The 26657-nt window shown below is 34.6% G+C and carries 15 protein-coding genes; 4 read left to right on the plus strand and 11 right to left on the minus strand.

The features are described 5' to 3' along the window. Positions 1-249: 249 nt before the first annotated feature. The 10 genes from bglX to corA all read right to left on the minus strand — a co-directional run bounded on the left by bglX (position 250) and on the right by corA (position 17694). Positions 250-2550 carry a beta-glucosidase BglX gene (gene bglX, locus ACNQGJ_RS15205; RefSeq protein WP_417974371.1) on the minus strand — a complete coding sequence of 767 codons (2301 nt, stop codon included), beginning with the start codon at positions 2548-2550 and terminating at the stop codon, positions 250-252. Then, on the minus strand, positions 2540-3256 hold the full coding sequence (locus tag ACNQGJ_RS15210; RefSeq protein WP_417974369.1) for a carboxylesterase family protein: 717 nt from the start codon (positions 3254-3256) through the stop codon (positions 2540-2542). The genes bglX and ACNQGJ_RS15210 overlap by 11 nt, the downstream gene beginning before the upstream one ends. Positions 3257-3259: 3 nt before the next feature. Beyond that, positions 3260-4639 carry a glucoamylase family protein gene (locus tag ACNQGJ_RS15215; protein ID WP_417974367.1) on the minus strand — a complete coding sequence of 460 codons (1380 nt, stop codon included), beginning with the start codon at positions 4637-4639 and terminating at the stop codon, positions 3260-3262. Between the two features lie 73 nt (positions 4640-4712). Continuing rightward, entirely contained in the window at positions 4713-5690 is a 978-nt protein-coding gene (locus ACNQGJ_RS15220) for a LamG-like jellyroll fold domain-containing protein (protein ID WP_417974365.1), read from the minus strand. A 17-nt stretch (positions 5691-5707) separates the two neighbouring features. Then, positions 5708-7168 carry a RagB/SusD family nutrient uptake outer membrane protein gene (locus ACNQGJ_RS15225; protein WP_417974362.1) on the minus strand — a complete coding sequence of 487 codons (1461 nt, stop codon included), beginning with the start codon at positions 7166-7168 and terminating at the stop codon, positions 5708-5710. 4 nt (positions 7169-7172) lie between these two features. Further along, the gene (locus ACNQGJ_RS15230) at positions 7173-10181 is read right to left on the minus strand and encodes a SusC/RagA family TonB-linked outer membrane protein (RefSeq protein WP_417974360.1); all 3009 of its coding nucleotides are present in this window, start codon (positions 10179-10181) and stop codon (positions 7173-7175) included. A gap of 244 nt (positions 10182-10425) precedes the next feature. Next, the gene (locus ACNQGJ_RS15235) at positions 10426-13176 is read right to left on the minus strand and encodes a helix-turn-helix and ligand-binding sensor domain-containing protein (protein ID WP_417974358.1); all 2751 of its coding nucleotides are present in this window, start codon (positions 13174-13176) and stop codon (positions 10426-10428) included. Between the two features lie 97 nt (positions 13177-13273). Further along, a complete protein-coding gene (locus ACNQGJ_RS15240; RefSeq protein ID WP_417974356.1) occupies positions 13274-14473 on the minus strand; it encodes an acetate/propionate family kinase in 1200 nt (399 codons plus the stop codon). 1 nt (position 14474) lies between these two features. Then, positions 14475-16568, minus strand: a complete 2094-nt coding sequence (gene pta / locus ACNQGJ_RS15245) for a phosphate acetyltransferase (RefSeq protein ID WP_417974354.1) — start codon at positions 16566-16568, stop codon at positions 14475-14477. Between the two features lie 55 nt (positions 16569-16623). Continuing rightward, positions 16624-17694: a magnesium/cobalt transporter CorA gene (gene corA, locus ACNQGJ_RS15250; RefSeq protein WP_417974352.1), complete on the minus strand. Its 1071-nt coding sequence runs from the start codon at positions 17692-17694 to the stop codon at positions 16624-16626. A 338-nt stretch (positions 17695-18032) separates the two neighbouring features. On the opposite strand from corA, the gene ACNQGJ_RS15255 reads away from it, so the two are divergent. Further along, positions 18033-20606 carry a zinc-dependent metalloprotease gene (locus tag ACNQGJ_RS15255; protein ID WP_417974350.1) on the plus strand — a complete coding sequence of 858 codons (2574 nt, stop codon included), beginning with the start codon at positions 18033-18035 and terminating at the stop codon, positions 20604-20606. 267 nt (positions 20607-20873) lie between these two features. Here the strand turns inward: ACNQGJ_RS15255 and dnaK are convergent, their stop codons facing one another. Continuing rightward, complete coding sequence (gene dnaK, locus ACNQGJ_RS15260) at positions 20874-22760, minus strand: molecular chaperone DnaK (protein WP_417974348.1); 1887 nt, start codon at positions 22758-22760, stop codon at positions 20874-20876. Between the two features lie 476 nt (positions 22761-23236). On the opposite strand from dnaK, the gene ACNQGJ_RS15265 reads away from it, so the two are divergent. The 3 genes from ACNQGJ_RS15265 (at position 23237) to ACNQGJ_RS15275 (ending at position 26522) form a co-directional block, all read left to right on the plus strand. Next, on the plus strand, positions 23237-24019 hold the full coding sequence (locus ACNQGJ_RS15265) for a hypothetical protein (RefSeq protein ID WP_417974346.1): 783 nt from the start codon (positions 23237-23239) through the stop codon (positions 24017-24019). 228 nt (positions 24020-24247) lie between these two features. Then, positions 24248-24715, plus strand: a complete 468-nt coding sequence (locus tag ACNQGJ_RS15270) for a DUF6414 family protein (RefSeq protein WP_417974344.1) — start codon at positions 24248-24250, stop codon at positions 24713-24715. Positions 24716-25448: 733 nt separating this feature from the next. Continuing rightward, positions 25449-26522, plus strand: coding sequence for a serine hydrolase domain-containing protein (locus tag ACNQGJ_RS15275; protein WP_417974342.1), 1074 nt, complete (start codon positions 25449-25451; stop codon positions 26520-26522). Positions 26523-26657 lie beyond the last annotated feature (135 nt).

A 26657-nucleotide genomic window follows, 5' to 3' on the forward strand; every position in this document is an offset into this window, starting at 1 on the left:
AGGCGTCGGTAATAACGTGCATTTTAATGCAAAAATTAAGTACGCTTTTTATAAAAAAATTATTCTATACTAATGGTTCGCTTCTTAACCGCTATCATCTGTAAACAAAACGGCGAAGCTTTTATTTGAATTTATAAAAAAATTATTCAATACTGTTCCTGACGTTGTTAAAAGCATATTTTTTTGTATAAAAAAACCCTTCGATAAAATACCGAAGGGAAAATTACTAACTAAATAAACAAACCAAATCTATTTAATCAACTCGAAACCAACTTTATGATCTGTAGTGGAATCGGTACCGACAAAAACTTGAAAAGCACCCGGTTCAGCAATAAATTGTAAATCAGAATTATAAAATTTTAATTCTTCAACCGAAATTTCGAATGTTACTGTTCTTTTATCTTCTTTTTTAATGGTTACTTTTTGGAATCCTTTCAGTTCTTTTAAAGGTCTAGTAATGGTCCCAACTAAATCTCTAATATACAATTGAACGACTTCTTTACCATCATAATTTCCTGTGTTTGTAACATCAACGCTAACCGTTACTTTCTCGTTGAACTTCATTTTATCGGATGATATCTTCAAATTCGAATAGTCGAAAGTGGTGTAACTCAATCCGAAACCAAAAGGATATAAAGGTTCGTTTCTTTCGTCTATATAATTGGATCTGAATTTTTCAAATTTACCTTCTTTGTTACCTAACGGTCTTCCTGTATTTTTTTGATTGTAATAAATAGGCACCTGCCCTACACGTCTTGGAAACGTGGCTGTTAATTTTCCGGAAGGATTTTCATTTCCAAACAAAACGTCAGCAATCGCGCTTCCCGCTTCACTTCCTGCAAACCAAGTATTCAAAATAGCCGGAACTGTTTCATTTTCTTGCACTAAAACCAAAGGACGACCTGTGAATAAAACCAACACCACCGGTTTTCCCGTTTTTAATAAGGCTTGCAACAAATCTTTTTGTGCCTGAGGGATTTCTAAGTTGGTTCGGCTGCTGCTTTCTCCACTCATTTCTGCAGATTCGCCAAGCGCAGCAACAATTATATCGGATTGATTCGCTATTTTCAAGGCTTCCGCCAATAATTCTTCGGTAGTTCTGCTATCGCGATGCAAGGTTTTGCCAAACATCGTCGCTTTTTCTTCGAAAGCCGCATCATAATCCAGATTGCTTCCTTTGGCGTAAAGCACTTTGGTTGCATTACCACCTACTTCTTTGATCCCTGCCAATAGTGAAATGGATTTTTCCATATTGGTGGCCACACTCCAGGTTCCTGCCATATTTTCTTTGGCATCAGCCAATGGTCCGATTAAAGCAATAGTTCCTGACTTTTTTAAAGGAAGCAACTGATTTTTATTCTTTAATAAAACTAAAGATTGAGAAGCTGTTTTTCGGGCTTCGGCTCTGTTGCTTGCTGTAAATATTTCTGTTTTAGCTCTTTTAGCATCTGTGTAGCGATACGGATCATGGAACAAGCCCAAATCATATTTGGCATTCAAAATAAGACGAACAGCATTATCAATTTGTTCGATGCTTACTTTTCCTTCCTCCACTGATTTCTTTAAAGTCGTCAGGAAACCTTCGCCCACCATATCCATTTCAATTCCGGCATTTAATGCCAAAGCCGATACGGTTTGCAAGTCTCCCATTCCGTGTTCGATCATTTCAGGAATTCCTGTAAAATCAGTTACCACAAAACCGCCAAAACCCCATTGTTTTCTCAACACATCCGTCATTAACCATTTATTTCCGGTTGCGGGAATTCCGTCTACTTCATTAAAAGAAGCCATAACCGAACCTACGCCAGCATCAACGGCGGCTTTATACGGAGGAAAATAATCATTATACATTCTGATTCGACTCATGTCAACTGTATTGTAATCACGTCCTGCTTCTGGCGCGCCGTATAAAGCAAAATGTTTGACACAGGCCAAAATGGTATTATTGAGAGACAAATCATTTTGTTGATAACCGTTGACCATTGCTTTTGCAATTTGGCTTCCCAAAAACGGATCTTCACCTGAACCTTCAGAAACTCTTCCCCAACGTGGATCGCGGGAAATATCAACCATAGGCGAAAATGTCCAATTTATCCCATCGGCACTGGCTTCTTGTGCCGCAATTTGAGCACTTCTTTCAATTAATTTCATGTCCCAAGTAGCCGACATTCCCAAAGGAATCGGAAATGTGGTTTCATAGCCATGAATGACGTCCATTCCAAAAAGCAACGGAATTTTCAATCGGCTTTTTTCGACAGCAATCTTTTGAACTTCATATATTTTTTGAACGGATTTGATGTTGAACAAACCGCCCACTTTACCTTCTGCTATATTTTTGGCAACATTGGAGCTGTTGGCCTCTCCTGTAGTAATATCTCCGGAAGTGGGTAAATTTAATTGCCCAATTTTTTCTTCCAAAGTCATTTTCGATATTAATTCGGCAACAAATTCAGTTTTAGGTTTAATTTTAACGTTCTTTTTAGTTTGCTTTTTTTGGCTGTAGCCAAAAAGAGAAATTCCAAAAAGTAGTATAATAAGTTTAATTTTCATTTTCCTTGTTTTTTGTTTGTTTAAACATCCAATCATAAATTTCTTGGTTGTCATATACACGGGACCAACTATCGTGATTTGCATCATCAAAAATGGTTAATTCCACATTGGCGTTACAACTTTTTAATTTTTTATAAATCGTAATGGAATAATCCACATTTACGACATCATCCAGCAATCCATGAAAAATTTGAATTGGAATTGCTGCGATTTTACAATTTTCGATGATGGGAACCCGATCTACAAATCCCGCAATTGGGACTAATGCGGCGAACATTTCGGGATGTGCAAAAGCTAGATTCCAAGCGCCCCAAGCCCCCATACTAAGACCTGTGAGATAAATTCTGCTGGGATCAATATTGTGTTCTTTCTGGATTTTTAGAATCAAACGATACAATACTTCTTCATCCCAATATTCATTTTCCGGACATTGTGGTGCCAAAACATAGGCGTCCAGGTCGTGACTTTTCAAATACTTGAACGGTCCATGCACTTTTACTTTTTCGATATCCGTTCCTTTTTCTCCAGAACCGTGTAGAAAAATAATCAGCGGTTTTTTTTCTTTGGCATCCACTGGAAGATGCAACACATAATTTAATTCGTGTTTTTTGACCACTTCCGTTTTGATTTTCCCAACAATCTCAGTTTGAGAAAAGGAATTCCAGGATACTAAAAAGGCGGCTGCTATAATTAAATACTTCATCATACCTTACAAATTATATTTTGTAGAATGAAAGCCCAATTTTGCCAAACCCGGTTTTATTTCTGGAGCATTCATGAATAATTTCCATAATAAACCAGTGCGATGATTTTCAATCATGGGTGCAATTGTACCTTGATCAATGGCTAAATAACGGGTCGTTACCCAATTATAATGCGGTGAAAAAGCATCATAAGGTCCTGCAATTCCAACATACTCTGCTCTTTTTTCATCGTATAAATAATGAAGAAACTTCATGGATTCTTCTGGTGTATAAGGAAATGACGAAAGTGCTGCAGTTGGAGTTATCACACCCAAATCATTATCTGTATCATGAGCTGAATATCCCGTTGTCCCGTCAGCATTACGAGAATAACTCGCGGTAAGTCCCCAAACTTTATCTGAATAACCATTCCATCCTTTTGGATTAGCCACGCTATAACTGTAAATAATTTTAGCTTGATTTTGTGTCAAAGCCCAATAGTCTGCATACTGATCTGTTAATTGTGAAGGATCTAGTCCTAAATAAGAATATTGTGCCCAAAACAATGGTCCAGCATTTCCAGAAACCGTGTTGTATTTGAAAATTAAAGGAATTCCATATTGTGTCTTTCCACTTGCAATGGCTCCACTTCTTGCCCATCCTTCATGATACGCTGCGGCAGGAATGGGATGTGTAGGTGAAGCGGCTCCAAGTATATAGGCAATCAAACATTCGTTATAACCTTCTAATTTGAATTTCATCTCCCATTGATAAGTAGGAGACCAATGCCAATACATCGCGTTTTCCCCATTAGTATACCAACTCCATTCTACCCCTTTCCATAAATTATCCGCTTTGACAGACAATGCTTTTTCTTGTGTATTTCCGTCTTTAAAATATTCTCTAACAGCAATTAAACCTTGACATAAGAAAGCCGTTTCAACTATATCACCACCATCATCTTTATTACCAAATGAAATTGCATTACCCGTTGTTCCATCCATCCAGTGGGCCCATGCTCCATGAAAACGATCTGCTTTATCTAGAAAATTCATTGCTGTTGTCATTCTGCTAACTGCTTCTGCTCTTGGTATAAAACCTCTTTCAACACCAACAATCAAAGACATTAACCCAAAACCAGAACCACCAGTGGTTACTTTGTTTGCTTCGAAACTAGGATTATCCGTATGATAGCGTTCTCTTGCCAGTTTAGAATTGGGTTCGGCATAATCCCAAAAATACTTAATCGCATCTTTTTGAACCTGATCCATAGCTTGGGCATCAGTCAGAGGGGTTTTTGAGGTCGTTGGCAATGGAGTACCAGAGCCTCCTTTACTTTCCGGAGTTGATGAAGAACAGGAATTTAAAAAACTAATAAAAACCAGTAAGCAGAGAGAAATCTTCATTTTAATAAAATAATAGGATTAATAATTTTTAAATAAATCCCTAGTTTTTAAAAAACCAGCGGTTTATACTCTTTTATCTGTTGTCTTTTTCTAATGTTGCAAGTGCTGCTATTTCGTTTATAGAAAGAGCCACATTATAAATTCTGAACTCATCTAATAATCCCGCAAAACTAGTTGCCCAATTTTGTTGCGAAATATTAGTTAAAGGCGGAGTTGTTTCAAATTGATGTGTTCCAAAAACTACTTTACCATTGGTACCCGTCATTTCAAAAGCACCATATTTTGGAGTCTTATTGCTGTTATTTATGTCTCCTGGATTATCTGCAAACAAGGGCGCGATTCCTGCGGCGCCAGCAGCAGGAGCATATGGGAAATCAGTTAAATTTGTACATAATGCTCCGTTAACATAAGCAGATACAATACTCGTGCTTGCGTTATAAGTAAAAGCAACATGAATCCATTGGTTCAAACTATTATCTAAATTCATGATTACACCTTGACTAGTCCAAGAGACACTGGATCTTCCATTATCTAGATTTAGCTTTAATCGCAATCTGTTTGGAAAATTACTGTTCGGGTTTTCTAAAAACAAATTCAATGCTCCCATATCTTTTAAAGGTCTTACTATCGAAAAAATACCTTGGGCACCTTTCCCTATTCCAGGGGTTGCCGGATCAACAGTATTTGCCGTATTCATCCAAAAAGCAACCGTAAAATTATTTAAAGCAGTAATTGCCGCTGTTGCATTTGCAACAGCATATCGTTCCTGAGAACTAGATCCTGAATAGGCATTTCCTTTGATTCCGGATGCATAACCTACATTTGTTCCAACGGAACCTGTGATATTATTTTTACTGTCCGTAAGATTGTTTTCAAAACTCAATTTAGTGACCAAATTACCGGCAGCAATTTCATCTGAGCTTTCGTAACCTCCAATAGCTTCATAAGCAATTGGACTGTTTACTTTATCGATACTATCCTCGTTACAGCTCACAAAAAATTGTGAAGCGAGGACAGAAGCAAACAAGAAAATATATTTATTTTTTTTCATTTTTACTGTTTTAAGAATTAATACCCAGGATTTTGAGCTGACAATCCAGCGGCTTCTGTAATAAATAGTTGTGGCAAAGGAAATACTTCATGTTTACCCGGTACAAATGTTTTGCCATGAATGGCAAAAGCAGCTACCGCTTGTGCCGTTCCTGTTCGAACTAAATCAAAAAATCTGTCGTGTTCAAAGGCCATTTCGACTCTTCTTTCTTTCCAAATTGCAGTTCTTATATTCGCTTGTGAAGTAAATGTAGTGTTGGCTAGTCCGGCTCTTGTTCTAATTTGGTTTAACAAAGCAATGGCAGCAGGAGTTTGATTCAATTCGTTCAATGCTTCTGCCTTCATTAGAATTACTTCGGCATAACGCAAATACTTGATATTCGTATCTGAATTATCCTGACCAGAAAAAGCGGAAGAATAGGCTTTGTAATTGTACATTGGGTTATCTGCATCTGCGGGTACTACTCTGCCATCGTATAAAGTTGCCCCTCTGAACATGATCGTTGCATTTTTTCTAACATCATTGGCTTCATAGGCATTTAGTAAACTTTGAGAAGGCGTATTAAAACCCCAACCCCATCCACCGGAACCACGAGCTCCTTGAGTTTGAGAATATTGTTTAATTCCTTGAGCAGGAACAGAGCCCACACCTTGAATTTCAAAAATAGATTCAGCATCATTTTCTCCTGCCAATCTAAACATAGACGCATAATCAGAAACGAGCGCATACCCAGTAACTAAATTACAATTATCGATCACTTTCTGCCAGTTTTTTTGGTATAAATTCACTTTGGCTAACAAGGCATAAGCAGCTCCTTGAGAAGCTCTTCCTTTTTCAGAAGCGGTATAAGCGGCTTTATTTGGCAATGCTGCAATAGCATCATTCAAATCACTTTCGATAAGCGCATATACTTCCGCGCTTGATTTACGCGTTAATTGCATAATTCTATCTTCTTCTGAAGATGGATTTGGCAAACGATCAACAATGGGAACGCCACCGTAGGTTTTAACCAAAGTAAAATACATGAAAGCGCGTAAAAACTTTGCTTCACCAATTAACCTGGTACGCAAAGCAGGATTAGCCTGATCTAATTGCGGAATTATACTTAATGCCTGGTTGCATCTATTGATTCCTTCGTAATTAGCTACAAAAATTTCACTAGTGGAAGGACTTGATGGATTATAGGTCAAGGCATCCATTAAATCTTTATCGGAACCTGAATCTCCTGCTGAAGATCCTTTATCAGCATCATCAGAAGCAATACTTGAGACACCATTCCAAGAAAAGGAAGACATATTCCAATCTAAAAATTTATTGTAAATTGCTGTGACAAAGGTTGCTGCACCGGCATCATTGTTGAATAATGCGATATCATTGGTAGAAATAGATTCGGTTTGATCTACGTCTAAATACTCATTTGAACATCCTGAAAAAAAGCACGTGGATAGAACAAAAACGGAGATATATATTTTTTTCATACTCTTAAAATTTTAAATTAGCACCAATAACAAATGATCTCAAGGTAGGATAAGCATCTAACTCGATTCCTTGAGTTCCATAAGGATCGCCATTCCCATTCAATTCTGGAGAAAAACCAGAGAACTTCTGAGTGATTAATGGATTTATCGCATTGACATATATTCTACAAGAGTTTATAAATCCTTCTTTTAAAGGGATTTTATATCCTAAAGTAATATTGTTGATTCTAAAAAAGTCACCCGATTCTAAATAATAAGTAGAAGCAACAGGAACTTGATTAAATGGGGCTGGATTTGAAGCCGTTGTATTGTTTACGGTCCAAAAATCAGTGGCTAACGATTCTTCAATATTTTCCCCTCCAAAACGTTGTGCTTTTTTACCATTGTACACTTTTGCTCCCGAAGTTCCGTATCCATCTACTGAGAAATCAAAGTTTTTATAGTTCATTCCTAGGCTAACCCCAAACGTGGAAGTAGGCAAAATAGAACCTACGTATTTTTTATCGGCATTAGCGAGAACATTTTGTGTTACTTTTTCGCGTGCTGTATTGTAATACAACATGGCTCCATTGGCAGGGTCAAAACCAGCATATTCGTAGATAAAGAAGCTACCTAACGGCTGACCAACGGAAGTATTATCTAATATTTTAGTATCCTGTCCGTTTCCTAAACTTCCACCAATAAGTGGTGCCAGAGTAGCATCTTTTAAACCTGAAAGTTTATTTTGATTATTTGAAAAATTACCTCCAACCCAATAGTTCAGATTGTCCGTCAATTGATCATCCCAACGCAATGCAATTTCATACCCTTTGTTTGATACTTCACCAACATGTGCCGGAGAAGAATTACTTATTCCAGAAGTTAAATATGGTTTTGTATTTAAAATAACATTGGTGGTTGTTTTATCATAGACGTCAAATGATCCTTTTAATCTGCTGTTTAAGAATTCAAAATCTACACCTGCGGAGGCTTCTTCAGTAATTTCCCAAGATAAGCTGGGATCAATCTGAGAATTGATAGTCGTTCCTTCGTTCAAAATAGAACCTCCTAAATAATAACTCAATCCGGATGCATACGCTTGATTATTAAGCGGTACGTTTTGATTTCCTAATTTACCCCAACCTCCTCTTAATTTCAGTAAATCAACTCCTTTGACATCCGCCATAAAACCTTCTTTGGTAATAATCCAACCTAAACCAAAAGCAGGAAACGTTCCCCAACGATAGTCTTTCCCAAAATTAGACGAACCATCACGTCTAAGTGTTCCCGTAAATAAGTAGCGGTCCATTAATTTATATTGAAAACGTCCAAAATAAGAAGCCAACTTAGTTTCATTAGAAACTACATCGCTATAATTCATTATATTACCGGAGTAATCAACGCCGTTTAAAGCCCAATAATTAGAATCTGCATTTACATTTTTTCTGGTAATAGTTAAGGTTTCTCTAGATCCTCTAATAGACGTTTCAATTCCTCCTGTAAGTTCAACATCATGAATCTCCCCAAAAACTTTATTATAGGTAAAGTAATTCGTTAAGTTCCAATTGAAATATTGTGATCTACCTTTGGTCAATAGATTTAAAGGAACCCCTTCGTTAGCTGCTTCATAATCCGCTGGACTTGTATTTGGGTTTTGCGCCATCCAGATTCCTTGTGAATCAGAGAAGTTATAATTTTTCCAAGAATAATACTCCCCGTTGAATTGGGAAGTAAATTTTAACGACTCTAAAATTTCATAATCTAATTTCAAACCGCCTTGCAACGTTAAACTTCTTTGCTCCTCATCAAAAAAGTCTAATTGCGCTAGAGGATTACCCACATTGTTAAATAAATTACCAGATGTACCTGCAAAACCGTTAGCTCCCACTAGAGGAACGCCATATTGACCATCAGGAAAAAAAACAGGAACTATTGGCGATTGTTTATAAGCGGTGGTAAAAGCTCCCAAAGGTTTTGGAGATGAACTGGTCGAACCAAAACTAAAGTTTTGATTTAAAGTTAGCTTATCCGAAATTTTGTACTCATTGTTATTTCTAAAGGTGGTACGACTGTAATCTAATCCATTGAGAACTCCTTTTTCTTCGTAGTTACCAACACTGAAAAAGTATTTAATTTTTTCTGTTGATCCGGAAACCGAAACGTTATTTTGAGTATACGATCCTGTTCTGGTAATAGCATCAAACCAATCTGTATTTACTGGTTGATCTTGCGAAAAAGTAGTGGATTGTAGTGCAGCATTCGAATAATGCGAAAACTTATTACTTCCTGCCATTTTCACTTTTTTCAAAGGCTGCCTAAACCCCGCAAAAGTTTCAAATTCTACCGAAACTTTGTCGCCTTTTCCTTTTTTGGTGGTAATTATGATAACCCCATTAGCGGCTCTGGTACCATAAATAGCGAGAGAAGAGGCATCTTTCAAGATCTCATAAGACGTAATATCATTAGTATTAATATTATTAATATTATCTGTAGGCATTCCGTCAACCACAAATAATGGTGTGCGTCCGCCAATTGCTGTGCCTAGTCCCCTAATAACAACAGTAGGTGAACTTCCCGGTAAATCAGACGAAATTACTTGAACTCCTGCGGCTTTTCCTTGTATGGCTTGTGAAGCATTCAACACTTTAGTTTTAGAAATTTCTTCTGCTTTCAATGAAGTGATCGAAGACGTATTATCAATTATTTTACGGGTTCCATACCCAATAACAACAACTTCATCTAATTGCATTTCTTGATCTTCCTGAAGAACAATATGCATCAGGTTTGCAGTAGCGGCTATGGAACTAGATTCAAAACCTAACATCGAAATTTGTAAAATTTCACCCTCTGACGCCCTAATTTCAAAATTTCCGTCAAAGTCACTGTTTGCATTCGTTTTTGAATCAACAGCAACTATGATCGCACCTGGAATACCAATGCCGTTTTTATCAGATATTTTTCCTTTAATTACTTGTCCTGACATATATGCCGGAAGTAGAATGAGCACTATAAGGCCCAAAATAAAATTTTTCATATAGTATTAAATTATTAAAAAATTAATGCTGCTAAAGTAGATAATTACAACGTTATAGTTAGCAAACTGGCAATACTACACGACTACATCAAAATTACAAAATGCGCTCATAAATTCAAGTGATACTGTAGCTAAGAGAGGTCAAAAGAGAACAAACCACATCTATATGATGTAGTAATGATGTGGTGTAGTTTCGCGAACAATACAGCAAAATATTAAGGTGTTTTTTAAAAATAAACCCTATCTAGACAGTTAATAAAAATTTAGAAAGGTTTTTATCCTGAACAAGATTTAATTTCTTTCTGAGGCGGTAACGATGAAGTTCTACACCTCTAAAAGAAATATTCATCATGGGGGCAATTTCTTTTGACGAAAGATTCATTTTTAAATAAATACAAAGCTTAATGTCCTTTGAAGTCAGGTTTGGATATTTTTTAGAAAGGTTAACTATAAATTCATTGTGGATTTGATTCAAATTTGTTTCAAATGTTTCCCATTCGTGTTTGTTAACGGCATTAATTTTTATGGCTTTTTTAATTTCACTTTTCAATTTATTAAAATCCATATCTGAATTCAGAATGTCTTGAATATTTTCAATCATTTCACTTTGTTTCGCAATCGAAAGCGATTTACCAACAACCTCTGAAGACTTTGATTGCAATTCCAGTTCTAAAATATGTTTTTCATACTCTTGAACATTTAATTCGTTTTCGGTTTTTAATTCTATCTCCAGAATTTTCTTTTGATGTTTTAGCTCTTCATCACGTAATTCCAGTTTCTGCAAGTAGCGCATTTTATTCCACTTGTAATACAGATACAAAACACCTCCAATTACAACTACATATAATAAAATCATCCAAAGAGAAAAATACCATGGTTTAGCCACCACAAATTGGAAGCTGGAAATTGTAGTATAATTTAGTCCATCATGAAGATAAACAGTAATCTCATTGGAACCACTATTCAAATTATTCAGAACAATTAAACCTTCATTAACGGGAATAAATTCTTTGGTTCCATTGATTTTATAAAATAAATTAGGTCTTGTTGCTCCAAAAACACCCGATAGTACATGAATGCGAAGCTCCGAATTATAAGGAATATTTGACTTGTTTTCAACCAAACTATCATCAACAAAAGCTTCAATACTTATATTTGAGGCTTTCTTATTCGTATAATTTAACTGTACAGAAATAAAACCATCATCCAGGTTTAACAGATAATTGTCCTTGTTTTTAAAAACTTTTACATTGTCATTAATGATTTTTCCTCTATAATATTTCTCTTGAATAATAGTACGGATAAATTTATTGCCATCGGCATAAATAGGATACAAAAGTCCTTCTTGCAGTATCAAAAAGTGATTTTCATCAATAGAAACAATATTTGATACATTTTTAAAATTAGAATTAAACAATTCATTTTCTTCTAATTGATTGCTGATTGAATTATAGGTGTACCAGGATTTATTAATCAAAAAAAGTATTTCGTTTCTAAACTCAAATATTTTCACGCCAAAATCATTACTTATTTTACTGTTTTGGGTAACATTTTTGATGTCAATTGTCTCATATGCATCATTTAACAAAATACGATACAAGCCTCTATTATTATCCGCTGCCCATATTTCATTTTTCTTATTTTGCGCAACATATTTTATCGGTTTTAAAAGTCCTTTTACAACTTTTTTCTGACTTAAATCGTTCCTGTCGTTGTAAATAATCACACCGCTGTACGTAGCTTGCAAATACGAATTGTTGATGCCACTTTTTACTAAATTCCAGCCTCCATTTACGGCACTCAATTTAGAGACTCTTCCGTCCTCATAGACAAAAGTACCTTCATTGTGTCCTATGAGGTATTGGTTATTTATTTTAGTAATATTCCAAGCTTGCCCCTGCGTATTTGGAATCAAAGCCAGTTTCTTGTCCTCATATTTAAAAACTCCATGATTGGAAGCCATCAAATATCCCTTTGGAGTATTTGCAACCGAGTACACCGAACCTAAAATCCCTGAATTATCATAAAAAATTGATATTGGTGAATTAACCTCAACATGAGCAATTCCATTATCCAATCCAAGCCATAAATCATTCTCTTTGTCCAAGCCAATGCTCAAAATTGAGTTGTTCATCAAGACATTGTTTCGGTTAATATTTTTGTAAGAATCAGTTTTTAAATCAATCAAATAAACGCCTTTACTGGCGGTTCCAATAACTAATTTACTGTTCTTAATAAACGTCGCTGCATTGATATTAGCCGTTTTCAAAATATCATTTAAAGGATTTTGCCAAGGATATAAAACGCCATTATCGTCCACATAAACCCCATTATTTTTAGTAAAAAAATACGTTTTATTTTGAAATTTTTCAATAGCATGAATTACATTATTTTCTAAAAGAGACCACCCTTGCACCTTTTCAAACTTGGAATTCTTCATTTTGTAAATTCCTTTTTCTACTGAAGCCACTAATAATTCAGTACCAACGGGGAAACAGTAAGAAACAAGAAAATCAAACTTATTTTTTTTAATTACTTTTCCATCATAAATAAAAAGTCCATTAAAAGACTGAAAGTATATTTTATTATTAAATTTAAAGATTTTCCAAATCTCTTCATTATCATTCTCATCAAAAACTTTAGTTGTATTCGGGTAGGAAATAGAAACGTAATACATCTTTCCTTGTTTTCGGAACCAATACCCAAATTCTTTGTACGAACCGGTATATATACGATCCCCATCGACCATTACAGAACGAATAATTGTTTTGTTAGGCAAACTGTATTTCTCCCACTTGACGCCATTGTACCGCAATAAATAATAATTATTGGCAAAATACATGGCATTGTCATTTCCTTGTGCGATGCTCCAAATCTGATTATCTCCTTGATAATTTGATTTGCTGTAATTCTCGACAAAAGGAAGCAACTCCTGAGCAAAAAGTTGGGATGAAATAAAATATAAAAGGATTATTATCGTAATTCTTACTTTCAAAATGTGTTGTTTTATAGCCAAATATAATTAGATTTCTCAAATAAAAGGCATAAAAAAAGCCTCCGTAAACAGAAGCTTTTTTGGAGTTTATTGTTTATCAGTTAATTAGCAATGCAAATACCTGATTGGCGATTTCAATTTCTTCATTGGTAGGAATAACCAGTATTTTAGTTCTCGAATCGGGGGTGTTGATTTCTTGAATTTCTTTCGAACGAATTTCATTTTTGGAGGCATCCAATTCTATTCCGAAATAATCCATATCCGTACATACTAATTTTCGAATATAAGAAGAATTTTCGCCAATTCCAGCGGTAAAAATAATGGCATCGAGTCCATTTAAAACGGCGGCATAAGAACCAATATATTTCTTTATTCGGTACGCATTCATCGCTAAAGCCAATTGACAATCTGAATTTCCATTTCCTGCATGGGCTTCTATCTCTCTTAAATCGCTATAACCGGTAAGTCCCAGCATTCCGCTTTGTTTTTGTAACATGGTATTTACGGCTTCCAAGGAATACCCTAAAGAATTCACCAAATAAAAAATCACGGACTGATCCACATCACCGCATCGGGTTCCCATAATTAATCCGTTCATTGGACCAAAACCAAGCGTATGGTCAATGCTTTTTCCGTCTTTTATAGCGGTCATGCTACACCCATTTCCTAAATGTATCGTAATAATTTTAGAACCTACATTGGTAGAATTTTGCTTCAAATAATGAATCGCATTTTCTGAAACATATTTATGACTCGTTCCGTGAAAACCGTAAACGCGTATTTTATTTTCCGTCAAAAGATAATTTGGTACCGCATATTTGTGTGCTACAACAGGAATCGTTTGATGGAACGCCGTATCAAAAACAGCTACTTGCTTTGCTGAATTAAAAATTTCCTCGGCAACATTTATTCCTTCTAAGTTAGCCGGATTATGCAAAGGCGCTAAATCAAAAAGCTGTCTGATTTTATCTTTTACTTCATTGGTAATGATCACCGTATTAGAAAAATCGTTTCCGCCATGCACCACACGATGACCTACAGCTTCGATCTCATCCGTACTTTTAATTACTCCCACCTTTTGATCCATCAGTAACTTGGCTATTTTTTCCAACCCAATTTTATGATTTGCTATCGGCAATGTCTCCTCTAATTTGGTAGTAGCCGTAATGTAAGTTAGATTCGAGGTTTCCAGTCCTATTCTGTCAATCATCCCCGTACAAATGACTTCATTTGCCGGCATATTAATTAATTGGTATTTTATGGAGGAACTCCCCGAGTTTATAATTACTATTTTCATTTTATAATCCTTGTGCTTGAATCGCTGTAATCACGACTGTATTGATAATATCATCCACCGTACAACCGCGGCTTAAATCATTTACTGGTTTATTTAATCCTTGCAACATGGGGCCAATTGCTAATGCGCCGGTTTCTCTTTGCACGGCTTTATAGGTGTTATTTCCTGTATTTAAATCCGGGAAGATTAAAACACTGGCTTGCCCTGCCACTTCTGAATTTGGCATTTTACTTTTACCCACATTCATATCAACAGCAGCATCATACTGTATAGGTCCTTCAATTTTTAAATCAGGGCGTTTTTTTCTTACTATTTCAGTAGCCGTTCTCACTTTATCGACTTCATCGCCTTTTCCTGATGAACCTGAAGAATACGAAAGCATTGCTATTTTTGGTTCAATACCAAAAGCCAAACTGGAATCAGCAGATGAAATTGCTATTTCTGCTAATTGTTCCGCAGTTGGATTTGGATTAATGGCGCAATCTCCAAAAACCGACACACGATCTTCAAGACACATAAAAAATATAGAGGAAACCACTGAGGAATTGGGTTTAGTTTTAATGAATTGTAAAGCTGGCAATATCGTTTGCTGTGTGGTATGTGCTGCTCCGGAAACCATTCCGTCTGCGTGACCTTTATAAACCATCATCGTTCCAAAATACGAAACATCCTCCATTAAATCCTTGGCCATTGCTATGGTTACATTTTTTGCTTTTCGCAATTCATAGTAGGTGTTTACATAATCATCATAATTCTCGGATTCTATCGGATTTATAATTTCGATTTTAGAAAAATCGAAAGGTAGCCCGAGCTCCGCAACTTTATTTTCAATTTGCTTTTTGTTGCCAATAATCGAAATATCAACTACATCCATCGTTAATAATTGTGAAGCCGCAATGATGATTCTTTCGTCATTTCCTTCCGGTAAAACAATGTGTTTTCGATGTTGTCTTGCTCGTTTTACTAAATTATATTGGAACATTTTTGGCGTCATTCCCTCCGCTTCAAAAGTAATCAGCTTTTCAGCCAAATTATCTAAGTCAACATATTTTTCGAAAGTAGTGATAGAGGTTTCAATCTTCTGTATGTTATTCGCATAAATTTTAGATTTAATGGAACCTATTTTATTGGTGATAAAATAAGTCCCTTCTTCCACCGCGATAATGGGAACAACGGTCGAAAGTCCTTCTATCAGTTTCAAAATACTGATTTCCGGCAAAATATTTCCTGTCAAAACAATTCCGGAAATGGTGGGATAATTTACAGATTCATTGGCTTGCAATGCGCCTAGAATAATGTCGGCTCGGTCTCCAGGAGTGATCACCAAACTATTTTCTTTTAAATGCAACAAATAATTACACAATTGCATGGCACCTACGCTAAAATTTCCGGTTTGATTGTTTAAATGTGCCGAACCAAATAAAACTTTAGCATCTAATACATTTACAATTTCCTGTACCGTAGGATTATTCAAATTATGAACTAGAGGAATTGAATTGACCAATATACTCTTAGGTAAACTTTTCTTTAAACCGTTGGTCACTAATTCAATGTTTTCAGGTTGCACTTTATTAGCAATGACAGCCAAAACCTCGACATCTTTAACTTTGAATGAATCGTATGCCAAATAAAGACTATCGATCAATTCCTCTAATGTTTTCCCAACTCCAGAGCCAACAATTATCGTTGGAATACCAAGATTTTTGGCAATTAGAACATTCATGTCTAATTCAATGACAGTTCCTTCTCCTGTAAAACTGGTTCCTTCAACCAAAATAAAATCAAAACGTTCCTCTAATTTCTTATATTTTTCAATAATTAAATCAAGAACCTCTCCTATTTTTCCTTTGTTTTTCTTTTTGATTAATTTACTTTTTGTAATGGCATATGCATCTTCAAAGTCGATATCCATTCCAAAATGTCCAATCACAGTTTCAATATGATTGTCAAATCCGCCTTCTTCAAAATCTTCGACAATCGGTCTAAAATAACCTACTTTAGCCATTTTGCCTATAAGCATACTCATCAATCCCAACGTAATAATTGACTTTCCGCTATTTTGCTCGCTTGTTGCAATGTATATTGCCTTGTTCATTTTTTTATTTTTAAATTTAATTTCAAATTAACGGGATGTATTCCTTTTTAATTTTCTAAAACCAACGGCGTTTTTTAAAATAAATAATCATTCCAATCACTATTAAAAACATAGCGCCAATGACGGTATGATACCCATAATGACGCTTGAGTTCCGGCATATATTCAAAATTCATTCCGTAAACTCCCACAACGAAAGTAAGCGGAATAAATATTGCAGATACAATCGTCAAGGTTTTCATAATTTCATTCATCTTATGCGTTTGTGCCGAAAAAAAGAAATTAGAGGCACTTTCCAAAGAACCCATATCAGATTCAATTTGTTCTAAAAGTTCTAAACTCTTCTGATGCAATCGGGAATAAAAACTAAAAATATCAGCTTCCACGACATTAAATATGTTGTCGTCTTTTATACTTTTTATATCATACAGCGAATCCCGAAGCGGAACAATCGAACGTTTTAAAAAATTTAAATTATCCCTGTGCTTTTCTATTTTTTCTAAAATTATTGGATCAACACTTTCCTTTGTAAGATTAATCAACTCCTCTACTTTGTCTTCCTCATTTTCTAACGTGACGTAAAAATTTTCCATGATAGCATCCAGAAGGATGTACAGTAAATAATCCGCTTTCTTTGTTCTGACTATTCCTGAATGGGATCGAATGCGTTCTCTAATATGGGTAAAAAAATCACTTCGCTTTTCCTGAAAAGAAATAAGAATTCCATCTTTTAACAAAAAACTAATTTGCTCTACACTTATATTATCTGAATTTTCCGCAGGCAGCAGCGATTTTATATTAAAAAACAAAAAATCATGAGATTCTTCCAATTTTGTTCTTCGGGTGGTATTCAAAATATCAGCCAACATAAAATTGTCGATTTTAAAATAATCGCCAATGGATTTTAACCAAGTCACGTTATTTAAACCGTGTATATTAATCCAGTTTGTTTTTTGTTCATCAATATATTTATCTAAATCCGAAACCTTAAAATCATTATGTTCGGTAAGATTCAAATCATCATAAACAAACAACTGCAGCTCAGATTCCTTACTTTTATGAATACCAGTATATTCTAAATTATAGGGTTGCATTTTCTTTCCGTTCTTGTATTTAATTTTTCTCATCCCAACTGATTTATGTAGTAATATTACAAAAAACTTTTACAAAAAATCGTTTTTTGGCACTTTGGACATTTCTGAAAATTAAAAAAATGGCTTACTATATTATTAAAAAAACAAAGGTATGTCTAAATAATAATTCTTTTCCTGAGAAAAATCATTTTACGGCAAAGAAAAAGCTAGTAACTCATAGCTGCCTAATAGTGTTAATTATTTTAAATTGTACCGAAATATTAACTATTTATTAAAATATATCAATAGATTTGACCCTAGTCGTAACAAAACATACTAAAATGCGACTTATAAATTAAAACCAATCTAAAACTTATTAACCTAAAAACTAAATGGTAAAAAAAAAACTAACGCTAATTATTACCTGTTTGTTATTTTGTTTTGCACAAGGCACATTTGCACAAAGCAAAAAAAAGAGACGAGCAGACAAAAATGCCTCCGCTAAAGTTGAAGCAAAAGCACCAGAATCAAAAGACGGCAAGAAAGAGCCCAAACCGTACAAAAAAGTTATTGACTCAACGGCAGTAACACAAAAAGGACTGATTGACATTCATAGAATTAATGACAAATATCTTTTTGAAATTCCAAACTCCCTTCTAGGAAGTGAAATAATGACCATTACCCGATATTCTAAGACTCCTGCTGGAGGGGGAATTTTTGGAGGAGAAGAAATCAACAGACAAGTTGTTCGTTGGGAAAAAGGACTGAACAATAACCTTCTTCTTAGATCAGTTACTTATGTTATCATGTCTCCAGACGAAGATAAACCAATGGCACAGGCTGTTAAGAATTCGACTTCAGACCCAATTATTGGAAATTATGATATCTTGGCATTCAAAAAAGATTCAACCGGGAAAAATAATGCTGGTTATGTGATCGACTTAACGAGCACTTTCGATGGTGACGTACAAACCTTTTCGTTAGATCCTATAAAGAAACAATTGTTAAACATACAAGCATTTCAAAAAGACAAGTCATTCATTTCAAAAATAAGCAGTTATCCTATAAATACTGAGATTAGAAGTGTAAAAACATTCACGACCACACCTCCGAGGATTTCAATTACTCCTACACCACAAATTGGAGTAAATTTACCTTCTGGATTAGATGCGGGAGTAATCACGGTAGAGATGAATACCTCTATGATTTTATTACCAAAAATCCCGATGCGCAAAAGAGAATTTGATGCACGTGTTGGATATTTTGCGAACCAATATGATGTTTTTGAAGAAGAATCTCAAAAATCAGATACCAAAGTATTTGCAGTGAGATGGCGTTTAGAGCCAAAATCTGAAGAAGATACACAAAAACAAAAAAGAGGGGAATTAATTGAGCCTAAAAAACCAATTGTATATTACATTGACCCTGCAACTCCTGAAAAATGGAAAAAATTCATCAAACAAGGTATTGACGACTGGCAGGTTGCTTTTGAAAGTGCCGGATGGAAAAATGCTATACGTGGCGAATATTGGCCAGAAAACGACCCAACAATGAGCTTGGAAGATGCCCGTTTTTCAGTATTACGATATTTCGCCGCTGAGATTCAAAACGCTTATGGTCCTAATGTTCATGACCCTAGAAGCGGTGAAATTTTGGAAAGTCACATTGGTTGGTATCACAATATTATGAGCCTTTTAAGAAACTGGTACTTAATTCAAACTGCTGCTGTAGATCCTGCTGCAAGATCTAAAAAGTTTGATGATAAATTAATGGGAGAATTAATCCGTTTTGTTTCATCTCATGAAGTAGGACATACTTTAGGATTACGCCACAACATGGGAGCAAGTTCAGCCACTCCGGTGGAAAAACTAAGAGATGCAGCGTACCAAGAAAAAAATGGACATACTTCCTCTATCATGGATTATGCACGTTTCAATTACGTAGCGCAACCAGAAGATGGCGTTACAGCCTTATTCCCTAGAATTGGCGATTATGACAAATGGGCGATTAAATGGGGGTATTCTTATTTTGATGATGCTAAAACTGAAACTGCAGAAAAAGCGAAGTTGAATGAAATGACTAAAGAAGCGTACAAAAATAACCGTTTATGGTTTGGTACAGAATCTAGTCCTTACGATCCAAGATATCAAACGGAGGATATTGGAGATAATGCGATGAGAGCCTCTGAATATGGAATTAAAAACTTGAAAAGAATTTTACCTAATTTATTAGAGTGGACTAGAGAAAACGGGGAAAGTTATGCTGAGCTAGATGAACTTTATGGTGCGCTTACAGGACAATTCAGAAGATATATGGGACATGTTACTAAAAACGTAGGTGGAATCTATGATTCTCCAAAAACGTATGACATGACTGGAAATCAATTTGAAGTAGTTCCAAAAGCCATTCAAAAAGATGCCGTGTTATTCTTAAACACTCAATTGTTTACCACACCAAAATGGTTATTGGATCAAAATATCCTTTCGAAAATAAACCCAGAAAATGGTGTTGAAGCGATAAAAGGGATGCAAGATGCTACTTTAACAAGTTTATTGGCAGGCGATAGAATTGTTCGCCTTATAGAAACTTCTTCTATGAGTAAAGACAACTATTCAGCTGATGAATTAATAAATGACTTAAAAAACGGAATCTTTTCAGAATTAAAAGGAAGTGGTTCCATTGACGTGTATCGTAGAAATATACAAAAATTGTATGTAGACAAAATGATCGAATTACTTAAACCAGGGACAACCATGGTTAGAGCGGTTCCAGTAGGTGTTACTTATGGTTTTACGACAAGAAAAGTAAATTTGGCGCAAACCGATTTACCTTCAATTTCCAGAGGACAATTGAATAATTTGAAAAACGAGATGAAATTAGCCTCATCAAGAATGACTGATCGATTGAGTAGATACCACTTACAAGATTTAATTTCTAGAATTGGTGAAGCCTTAGATCCAAAATAATAAATTAAAAAGGGCAAATGTTCAACAACATTTGCCCTTTTTTTTATATGTATTGGATGTGATTTTATCGTAGAAACACCCATTATATAGAAATACACATTGCCGTAAAGATGCACATTGTCGCTACGGATAATAATACCAAAACCCGACCCGTTTTTACAACAGGTCGGGTTTTTATTTACTACCATAAAAAAACCGTTCACCACAGGCGGACGGTTTTTAAAATCAGTAATAAAGACGGACAACAGCCCGTCTCTATGGAAATTATTATTTTACTTCTTCAAATTCAACGTCTTCAACATTGTCTCCTTGAGCAGCATCCCCTTGTGGTTGTGCTTCACCTTGACCTTGTTCTCCTTGAGCATACATTGCTTCAGTTGCTTTTTTCCAAGCAGCGTTGATGTTGTCAAGAGCTGTTTGAATTGCAGGAATGTCTTGAGATTGGTGTGCCATTCTCAATTCAGTTAAAGCATATTCTACAGCAACTTTGTTATCATCAGATAATTTAGAACCTAATTCTTTCAATTGAGTTTCAGTTTGGAAGATCATTCCGTCTGCTTCGTTCAATTTTTCAGCTCTTTCTCTTAACAGTTTGTCAGAATCAGCATTAGCTTCTGCATCTTTTTTCATTCTTTCGATTTCTTCAGAAGTCAATCCAGAAGAAGCTTCGATACGAATATCGTGAGATTTTCCAGTTCCTTTGTCAGTTGCCGAAACTTTGATGATACCATTAGCATCAATATCAAAAGTTACTTCAATTTGTGGAACCCCTCTTGGAGCTGGTGGTATACCATCTAAATGGAAACGACCGATAGTTTTGTTATCAACTGCCATAGCTCTGTCTCCTTGCAAAACGTGGATTTCAACTGTTGGTTGAGAATCTGCAGCTGTAGAGAAAACTTGAGATTTTTTAGTTGGAATAGTTGTGTTAGACTCAATTAATTTAGTCAAAACACCACCCATAGTTTCGATACCTAAAGATAAAGGTGTAACGTCAAGTAACAATACATCTTTTACATCTCCAGAAAGAACTCCACCTTGAATCGCTGCTCCAATTGCAACAACCTCATCAGGGTTAACTCCTTTAGACGCTTTTTTACCAAAGAATTTTTCAACTTCTTCAGCAATTCTTGGCATACGAGTTGAACCTCCAACCAAAATAACTTCGTCAATATCAGAAACAGATAAACCTGCATCTTTTAACGCTTTAGCAACTGGTGCCATAGAACGTTTTACTAAAGAATCCGTTAATTGCTCAAATTTAGCTCTCGTTAATTTTTTAACTAAGTGTTTTGGTCCTGAAGCCGTAGCCGTAACGTATGGCAAGTTGATTTCAGTTTCAGCAGAAGAAGACAATTCAATTTTTGCTTTCTCAGCAGCTTCTTTTAAACGTTGCAATGACATTGGATCAAGACGTAAGTCAATACCTTCTTCAGTTTTAAATTCATCTGCTAACCAGTCAATAATTTCGTGGTCAAAATCATCTCCACCTAAGTGAGTATCTCCGTTTGTAGATAATACTTCGAAAACTCCGTCTCCTAATTCAAGAACAGAAATATCAAATGTACCTCCACCTAAATCGTAAACAGCAATTTTTTGATCTTTACCTTTTTTATCTAAACCGTAAGCAAGTGCAGCTGCTGTAGGTTCGTTAATAATACGCATTACTTTAAGACCTGCAATTTCACCTGCTTCTTTCGTAGCTTGACGTTGTGCATCATTAAAGTAAGCTGGAACAGTAATAACGGCTTCCGTAACCGTTTGACCTAAATAGTCTTCAGCTGTTTTTTTCATTTTTTGAAGTGTCATAGCTGACAATTCCTGAGCAGTGTATAAACGACCGTCAATATCCACACGTGGTGTATTGTTGTCCCCTTTTACTACTGAATAAGAAACTCTTTTTGCTTCAGCTGAAATTTCTGAAAAAGAGTGACCCATAAAACGTTTGATAGAAGCAATAGTCTTAGTTGGATTAGTTACCGCTTGTCTTTTAGCAGGATCTCCTACTTTAATTTCTCCACCTTCAACAAAAGCGATGATAGATGGTGTTGTTCTTTTTCCTTCTGCATTAGGAATAACAACTGCTTCATTACCTTCCATTACAGAAACACAAGAGTTGGTCGTACCTAAATCAATTCCGATTATTTTACCCATTTTAAATATATTTAATTTTATTGTATACTAGTTTTTATCACTTGGAGTCGTTAAGTCAATCTTTGTGCCAATGCAAAACCAGCTATTAAATTGTCAGTTTATGTTAAAACTGGCGTAAAAAAATCTGACAAGATGACATTTCAGTGGGCTTTTCATTTTGGCGGAAGTCGGAATTAGGAGCTGATTCCCGCACACGAGGCTGGAAGCCGAACTGGCGAAGCAATTCGCTATATCTTTCTTTTCTTAAAGAAAGAACATAAAGGATGCCGCTACTATCGGGGCTAGGAAATCTGATTCCTAACTTCATTTATTTTTATTCGATTATTTAAAAATTTCAATATCAATAATTCGTAATAAATTAATTACATTAGCAAAAAGATAGAAACGCTATTTGTAGCGCAAAGCATACCGATTTTGGGTATATGCGCTCGTTTGTAGCGAGTATATACTAGTTAGTGTTTATTATTAAAAACCGAATGGGATCAAACGACAGAATTATAAAAGATATTCGTTTTTATGAAATTAAGCCACAGAATTTCGTTGGAAATTTTGATGGAATAATTGGCAATGTCTATAAAATCACAGAAGAAACAAATTCAATCGGTCAAAGAATTGCTAGAAAACTAAATGAGTATAAATTTATTTCAGGCGAATTTGACCATATTTATATAAACTTTACAGAAAATATAAAACTTGGAACATTAATTGAAAGCGAAAAATTTCTCGATAAACGTATAAAATATGTTGATTATGGAATTGACCCAAAATCATTTAATTCGCTAACAGAATTTGAAAAAAATCAACTAATCAAAGACGTTACATTCAAATCTTTATTTTTGATTTTCGGAAAAGACGAAGAGAAAAATAGAACAATAATTGAAGTGGAAAAGTTGATAAATAAATTTGAAACCGAAATTGAAATCGCTTATAAAAACAAAGAGACAAGCTTATATAGAATTGAAATCGGTTACATTATTAATCCGAAAAAAACTTTGTCAAAAATTGTCGTGAAATATTTTGATAAAAAAAGCGGAACTCAAAATATAGCAACTGAAGATTTATATTTTTATGAAGATATATTTTATTTAGTTGACAAAATTGATGTTAAAAACGGAAAAATAATTTTCACTCATAAAAAAACAAGTTTGAGTGAAATTGCAACTTCTAAATACGAAAAACCAATTGAAATAGAAATCACCGAAATGGTAAAAATAACAAACACTAACAGCAACTACAACGGATTTGAGCAATTGGCTTAATGGGAAGTTTGTTTTGTATTGGGATGATTGGCAAATCCGAATAATGGGCTTAATTTAGTCCCAAACCCGCTGTAATAGCGAGACGTCAGGCTTTGACAAAACTACTTCAAATTTAGAAAGTATTCGGAGAGCTACCAAATAAAAATCTCAAATATGAGATTCTCAAGAGGTTCAATTTAGTTTTTTCACATAGTGACGTTGGGAGATATTTAAAACCACAGACAGAAAATGAAGACAATAAAAGATTTTATTTACTTTGATTATGATAAAGCAAAATCACTACAAAGTCAACTAAGCGGAGGACTATTGAGTGAAATAACAAGAGCTATCGAAAATGAAAATGGTAGTGACTCTGAGCTTGGTTTTGACATCAAAATTATTAGCGGTAAAACTGGAGTAAATGACAAAGAGAAAACTATAAAAACAGAAAAAGTAGAAATCTTTCATGAGTTGCTTAATGATATCGAAACAAAGTTATTTGAAAGTAATACATTAAAGAAGTTAGATTCGGAATTCGATAGTTCGTATAATGATTTTCTTGAAAAGGTCCCAAATTTTACTTATATTAAAGCAACGGGATGGTGTACATTTGAGGATTATCAAAGATTTACAAGCGTTCTTGAAAATTTTAATGAAATCCAAAGACTTATATATGGTTCAGCACATGAGGCAAATCCAGAAATAATAAGTTTATAAAAAGAAATTGATGAAAAGAGGAAAGCTTTAAAAAGAGCTCATAATCAAAAAGAAGTAAATCAATTAAAAATTACTGAAAAAAAATTTGATGAACTTATTCAACAATTATCAGGTTCAAATCTTTTAGACGAAACATTTGTTGAAAGAATCAAAGTATTTTTATCTACATTAAATCCAAATCGTCTTAACTTCAAACTCATACCTTTCAATGATTTTCCCGAGTTTCAAATTGTTTCAAATTTAAAAAAGCAATTTTTAGTTAATGGAACTTTTGAAAATATTATATATACTTATGGAAGTAGACCAAATATTAAATTAACAATATTCGGTATAATAACTTCTTGCCCACAAGAGATTGATGGACGTACAAAACCAAGCGATGAATTCAAATTTTCCGATGAATCAGATTTATCAGTTGAAAAAATTTATGAAAAAGCATTTCAAGGTATTTTCTCTGCTATAGAAGGGTTAGAAAAATTTTTCGAAGTATATTATCCGAAAGTCTCAGTAAGTCCAATAGGAATCTACAGAGAAATCGAAATAAAATAAACATTTCCCAACAGCTACTACAACGGATTTTGGCAATAGGCTTAATGGAAAGTTAGTTTTGTATTTGGGATGATGTGGCAAATCCGAAAATAGGGCTTTATTAATCTCAGCCTGCTTGTAGCGCGAGAACTTCGGCAGAAATTGTCTACGAAAAAATTGTAAAAATCAACCAAATAAAAAAAATATGAAAAAAATAATGTTTTTACTTACCTTTTTTGCATTTAGTAATTTTACTTATTCACAAGTCGACAAAGTTGATGACGCAATAAAAAATCTAATGCACAAAAATAGAATTGTTGGTTTGCAATTAGCAGTTATTAAAGATAATGTGATTGTTAAAACAAGTCATTACGGATTAGCATCAGTTGAAGATTCGATTGCAGTTGATAGCCAGACTATTTTTAGCATTAATTCCATTACTAAAGCATTTACAGGAGTTGCTATTATGCAATTAGTCGAAAATGGTAAATTAAATCTTGACGAACCTATTTCAAAATATTTGGATAAGCTGCCTAAAACTTGGCAAAATATTACAGTAAAACAAATAGTGACTCATAAATCGGGATTTCCTGAAATTTGGGATTCACAAGGAAATATGTTATCTGAAAATAGTGAAAGTTTATTCCAAAAAATAAAAGAATTGCCTCTTATTTTTAAACCTGGTAAAGAATTTAGAGACAGTCAAGCGAATTACCTGCTGCTTGGAATGCTTATTGAAAAAATAAGTGGACAGTCATTTGAAAAATTCATAACAGAAAACCAGTATAAAAAAGCGGGAATGAAGAATTCCATCAAAGCTGGGGTAGGCGATTTTTACAACATAATAAACCACTCGGCAAAGCCCTATTCTTATTTTAGAAATAATATTCTAACCAATGTGTATCAACCGATACCTTCAAATTTGTATCCAGCCGGCGGAATCTATTCAACGGCAACTGAAATGGCACAATGGGTAATCGCATTACAAAGTAATCAATTAATTAATGCCGAAAATCTAAATACGCTTTGGACTCCAATACGATTAGATAATGGAGAAATATATCAAGAAAACGGTTTTCTGAATCAAAGTTCGATTGGTTTTTATTCCTCTTCAAGAGTTAAAAACCCTGTAATTGCTTCGGTCGGTGGTAATAGAAATGCTTTATATATTTATCCAAAAGATAATGTTTCAGTAGTGATTTTGACAAATTTAGTGGGTTCTCGTCCGGAAAATTTTATAGAAGAAATTGCGAATTTATATTCAACGGAGAAAAAATAACAACTACTGCCAACAGCCGTTCCTATGTAAAGCATCATTAAGTTATTAACAACTTTTAAGATGGTTATATGTAGGGTGTTTTTCGATTACGAATTCCGTTCCAGCGGCTTGTTGGAAAAGTTGGAAACAACTTTT

It is taken from the genome of Flavobacterium cryophilum, from assembly GCF_048286555.1.
Classification (GTDB): Bacteria; Bacteroidota; Bacteroidia; order Flavobacteriales; family Flavobacteriaceae; genus Flavobacterium.

Coding starts and splice junctions, on each gene's coding strand:
- bglX (WP_417974371.1), bottom strand. CDS start 2,550: ATGAAAATTAAACTTATTATACTACTTTTTGGAATTTCTCTTTTTGGC.
- ACNQGJ_RS15210 (WP_417974369.1), bottom strand. CDS start 3,256: ATGATGAAGTATTTAATTATAGCAGCCGCCTTTTTAGTATCCTGGAAT.
- ACNQGJ_RS15215 (WP_417974367.1), bottom strand. CDS start 4,639: ATGAAGATTTCTCTCTGCTTACTGGTTTTTATTAGTTTTTTAAATTCC.
- ACNQGJ_RS15220 (WP_417974365.1), bottom strand. CDS start 5,690: ATGAAAAAAAATAAATATATTTTCTTGTTTGCTTCTGTCCTCGCTTCA.
- ACNQGJ_RS15225 (WP_417974362.1), bottom strand. CDS start 7,168: ATGAAAAAAATATATATCTCCGTTTTTGTTCTATCCACGTGCTTTTTT.
- ACNQGJ_RS15230 (WP_417974360.1), bottom strand. CDS start 10,181: ATGAAAAATTTTATTTTGGGCCTTATAGTGCTCATTCTACTTCCGGCA.
- ACNQGJ_RS15240 (WP_417974356.1), bottom strand. CDS start 14,473: ATGAAAATAGTAATTATAAACTCGGGGAGTTCCTCCATAAAATACCAA.
- pta (WP_417974354.1), bottom strand. CDS start 16,568: ATGAACAAGGCAATATACATTGCAACAAGCGAGCAAAATAGCGGAAAG.
- corA (WP_417974352.1), bottom strand. CDS start 17,694: ATGAGAAAAATTAAATACAAGAACGGAAAGAAAATGCAACCCTATAAT.
- ACNQGJ_RS15255 (WP_417974350.1), top strand. CDS start 18,033: ATGGTAAAAAAAAAACTAACGCTAATTATTACCTGTTTGTTATTTTGT.
- dnaK (WP_417974348.1), bottom strand. CDS start 22,760: ATGGGTAAAATAATCGGAATTGATTTAGGTACGACCAACTCTTGTGTT.
- ACNQGJ_RS15265 (WP_417974346.1), top strand. CDS start 23,237: ATGGGATCAAACGACAGAATTATAAAAGATATTCGTTTTTATGAAATT.
- ACNQGJ_RS15270 (WP_417974344.1), top strand. CDS start 24,248: ATGAAGACAATAAAAGATTTTATTTACTTTGATTATGATAAAGCAAAA.
- ACNQGJ_RS15275 (WP_417974342.1), top strand. CDS start 25,449: ATGAAAAAAATAATGTTTTTACTTACCTTTTTTGCATTTAGTAATTTT.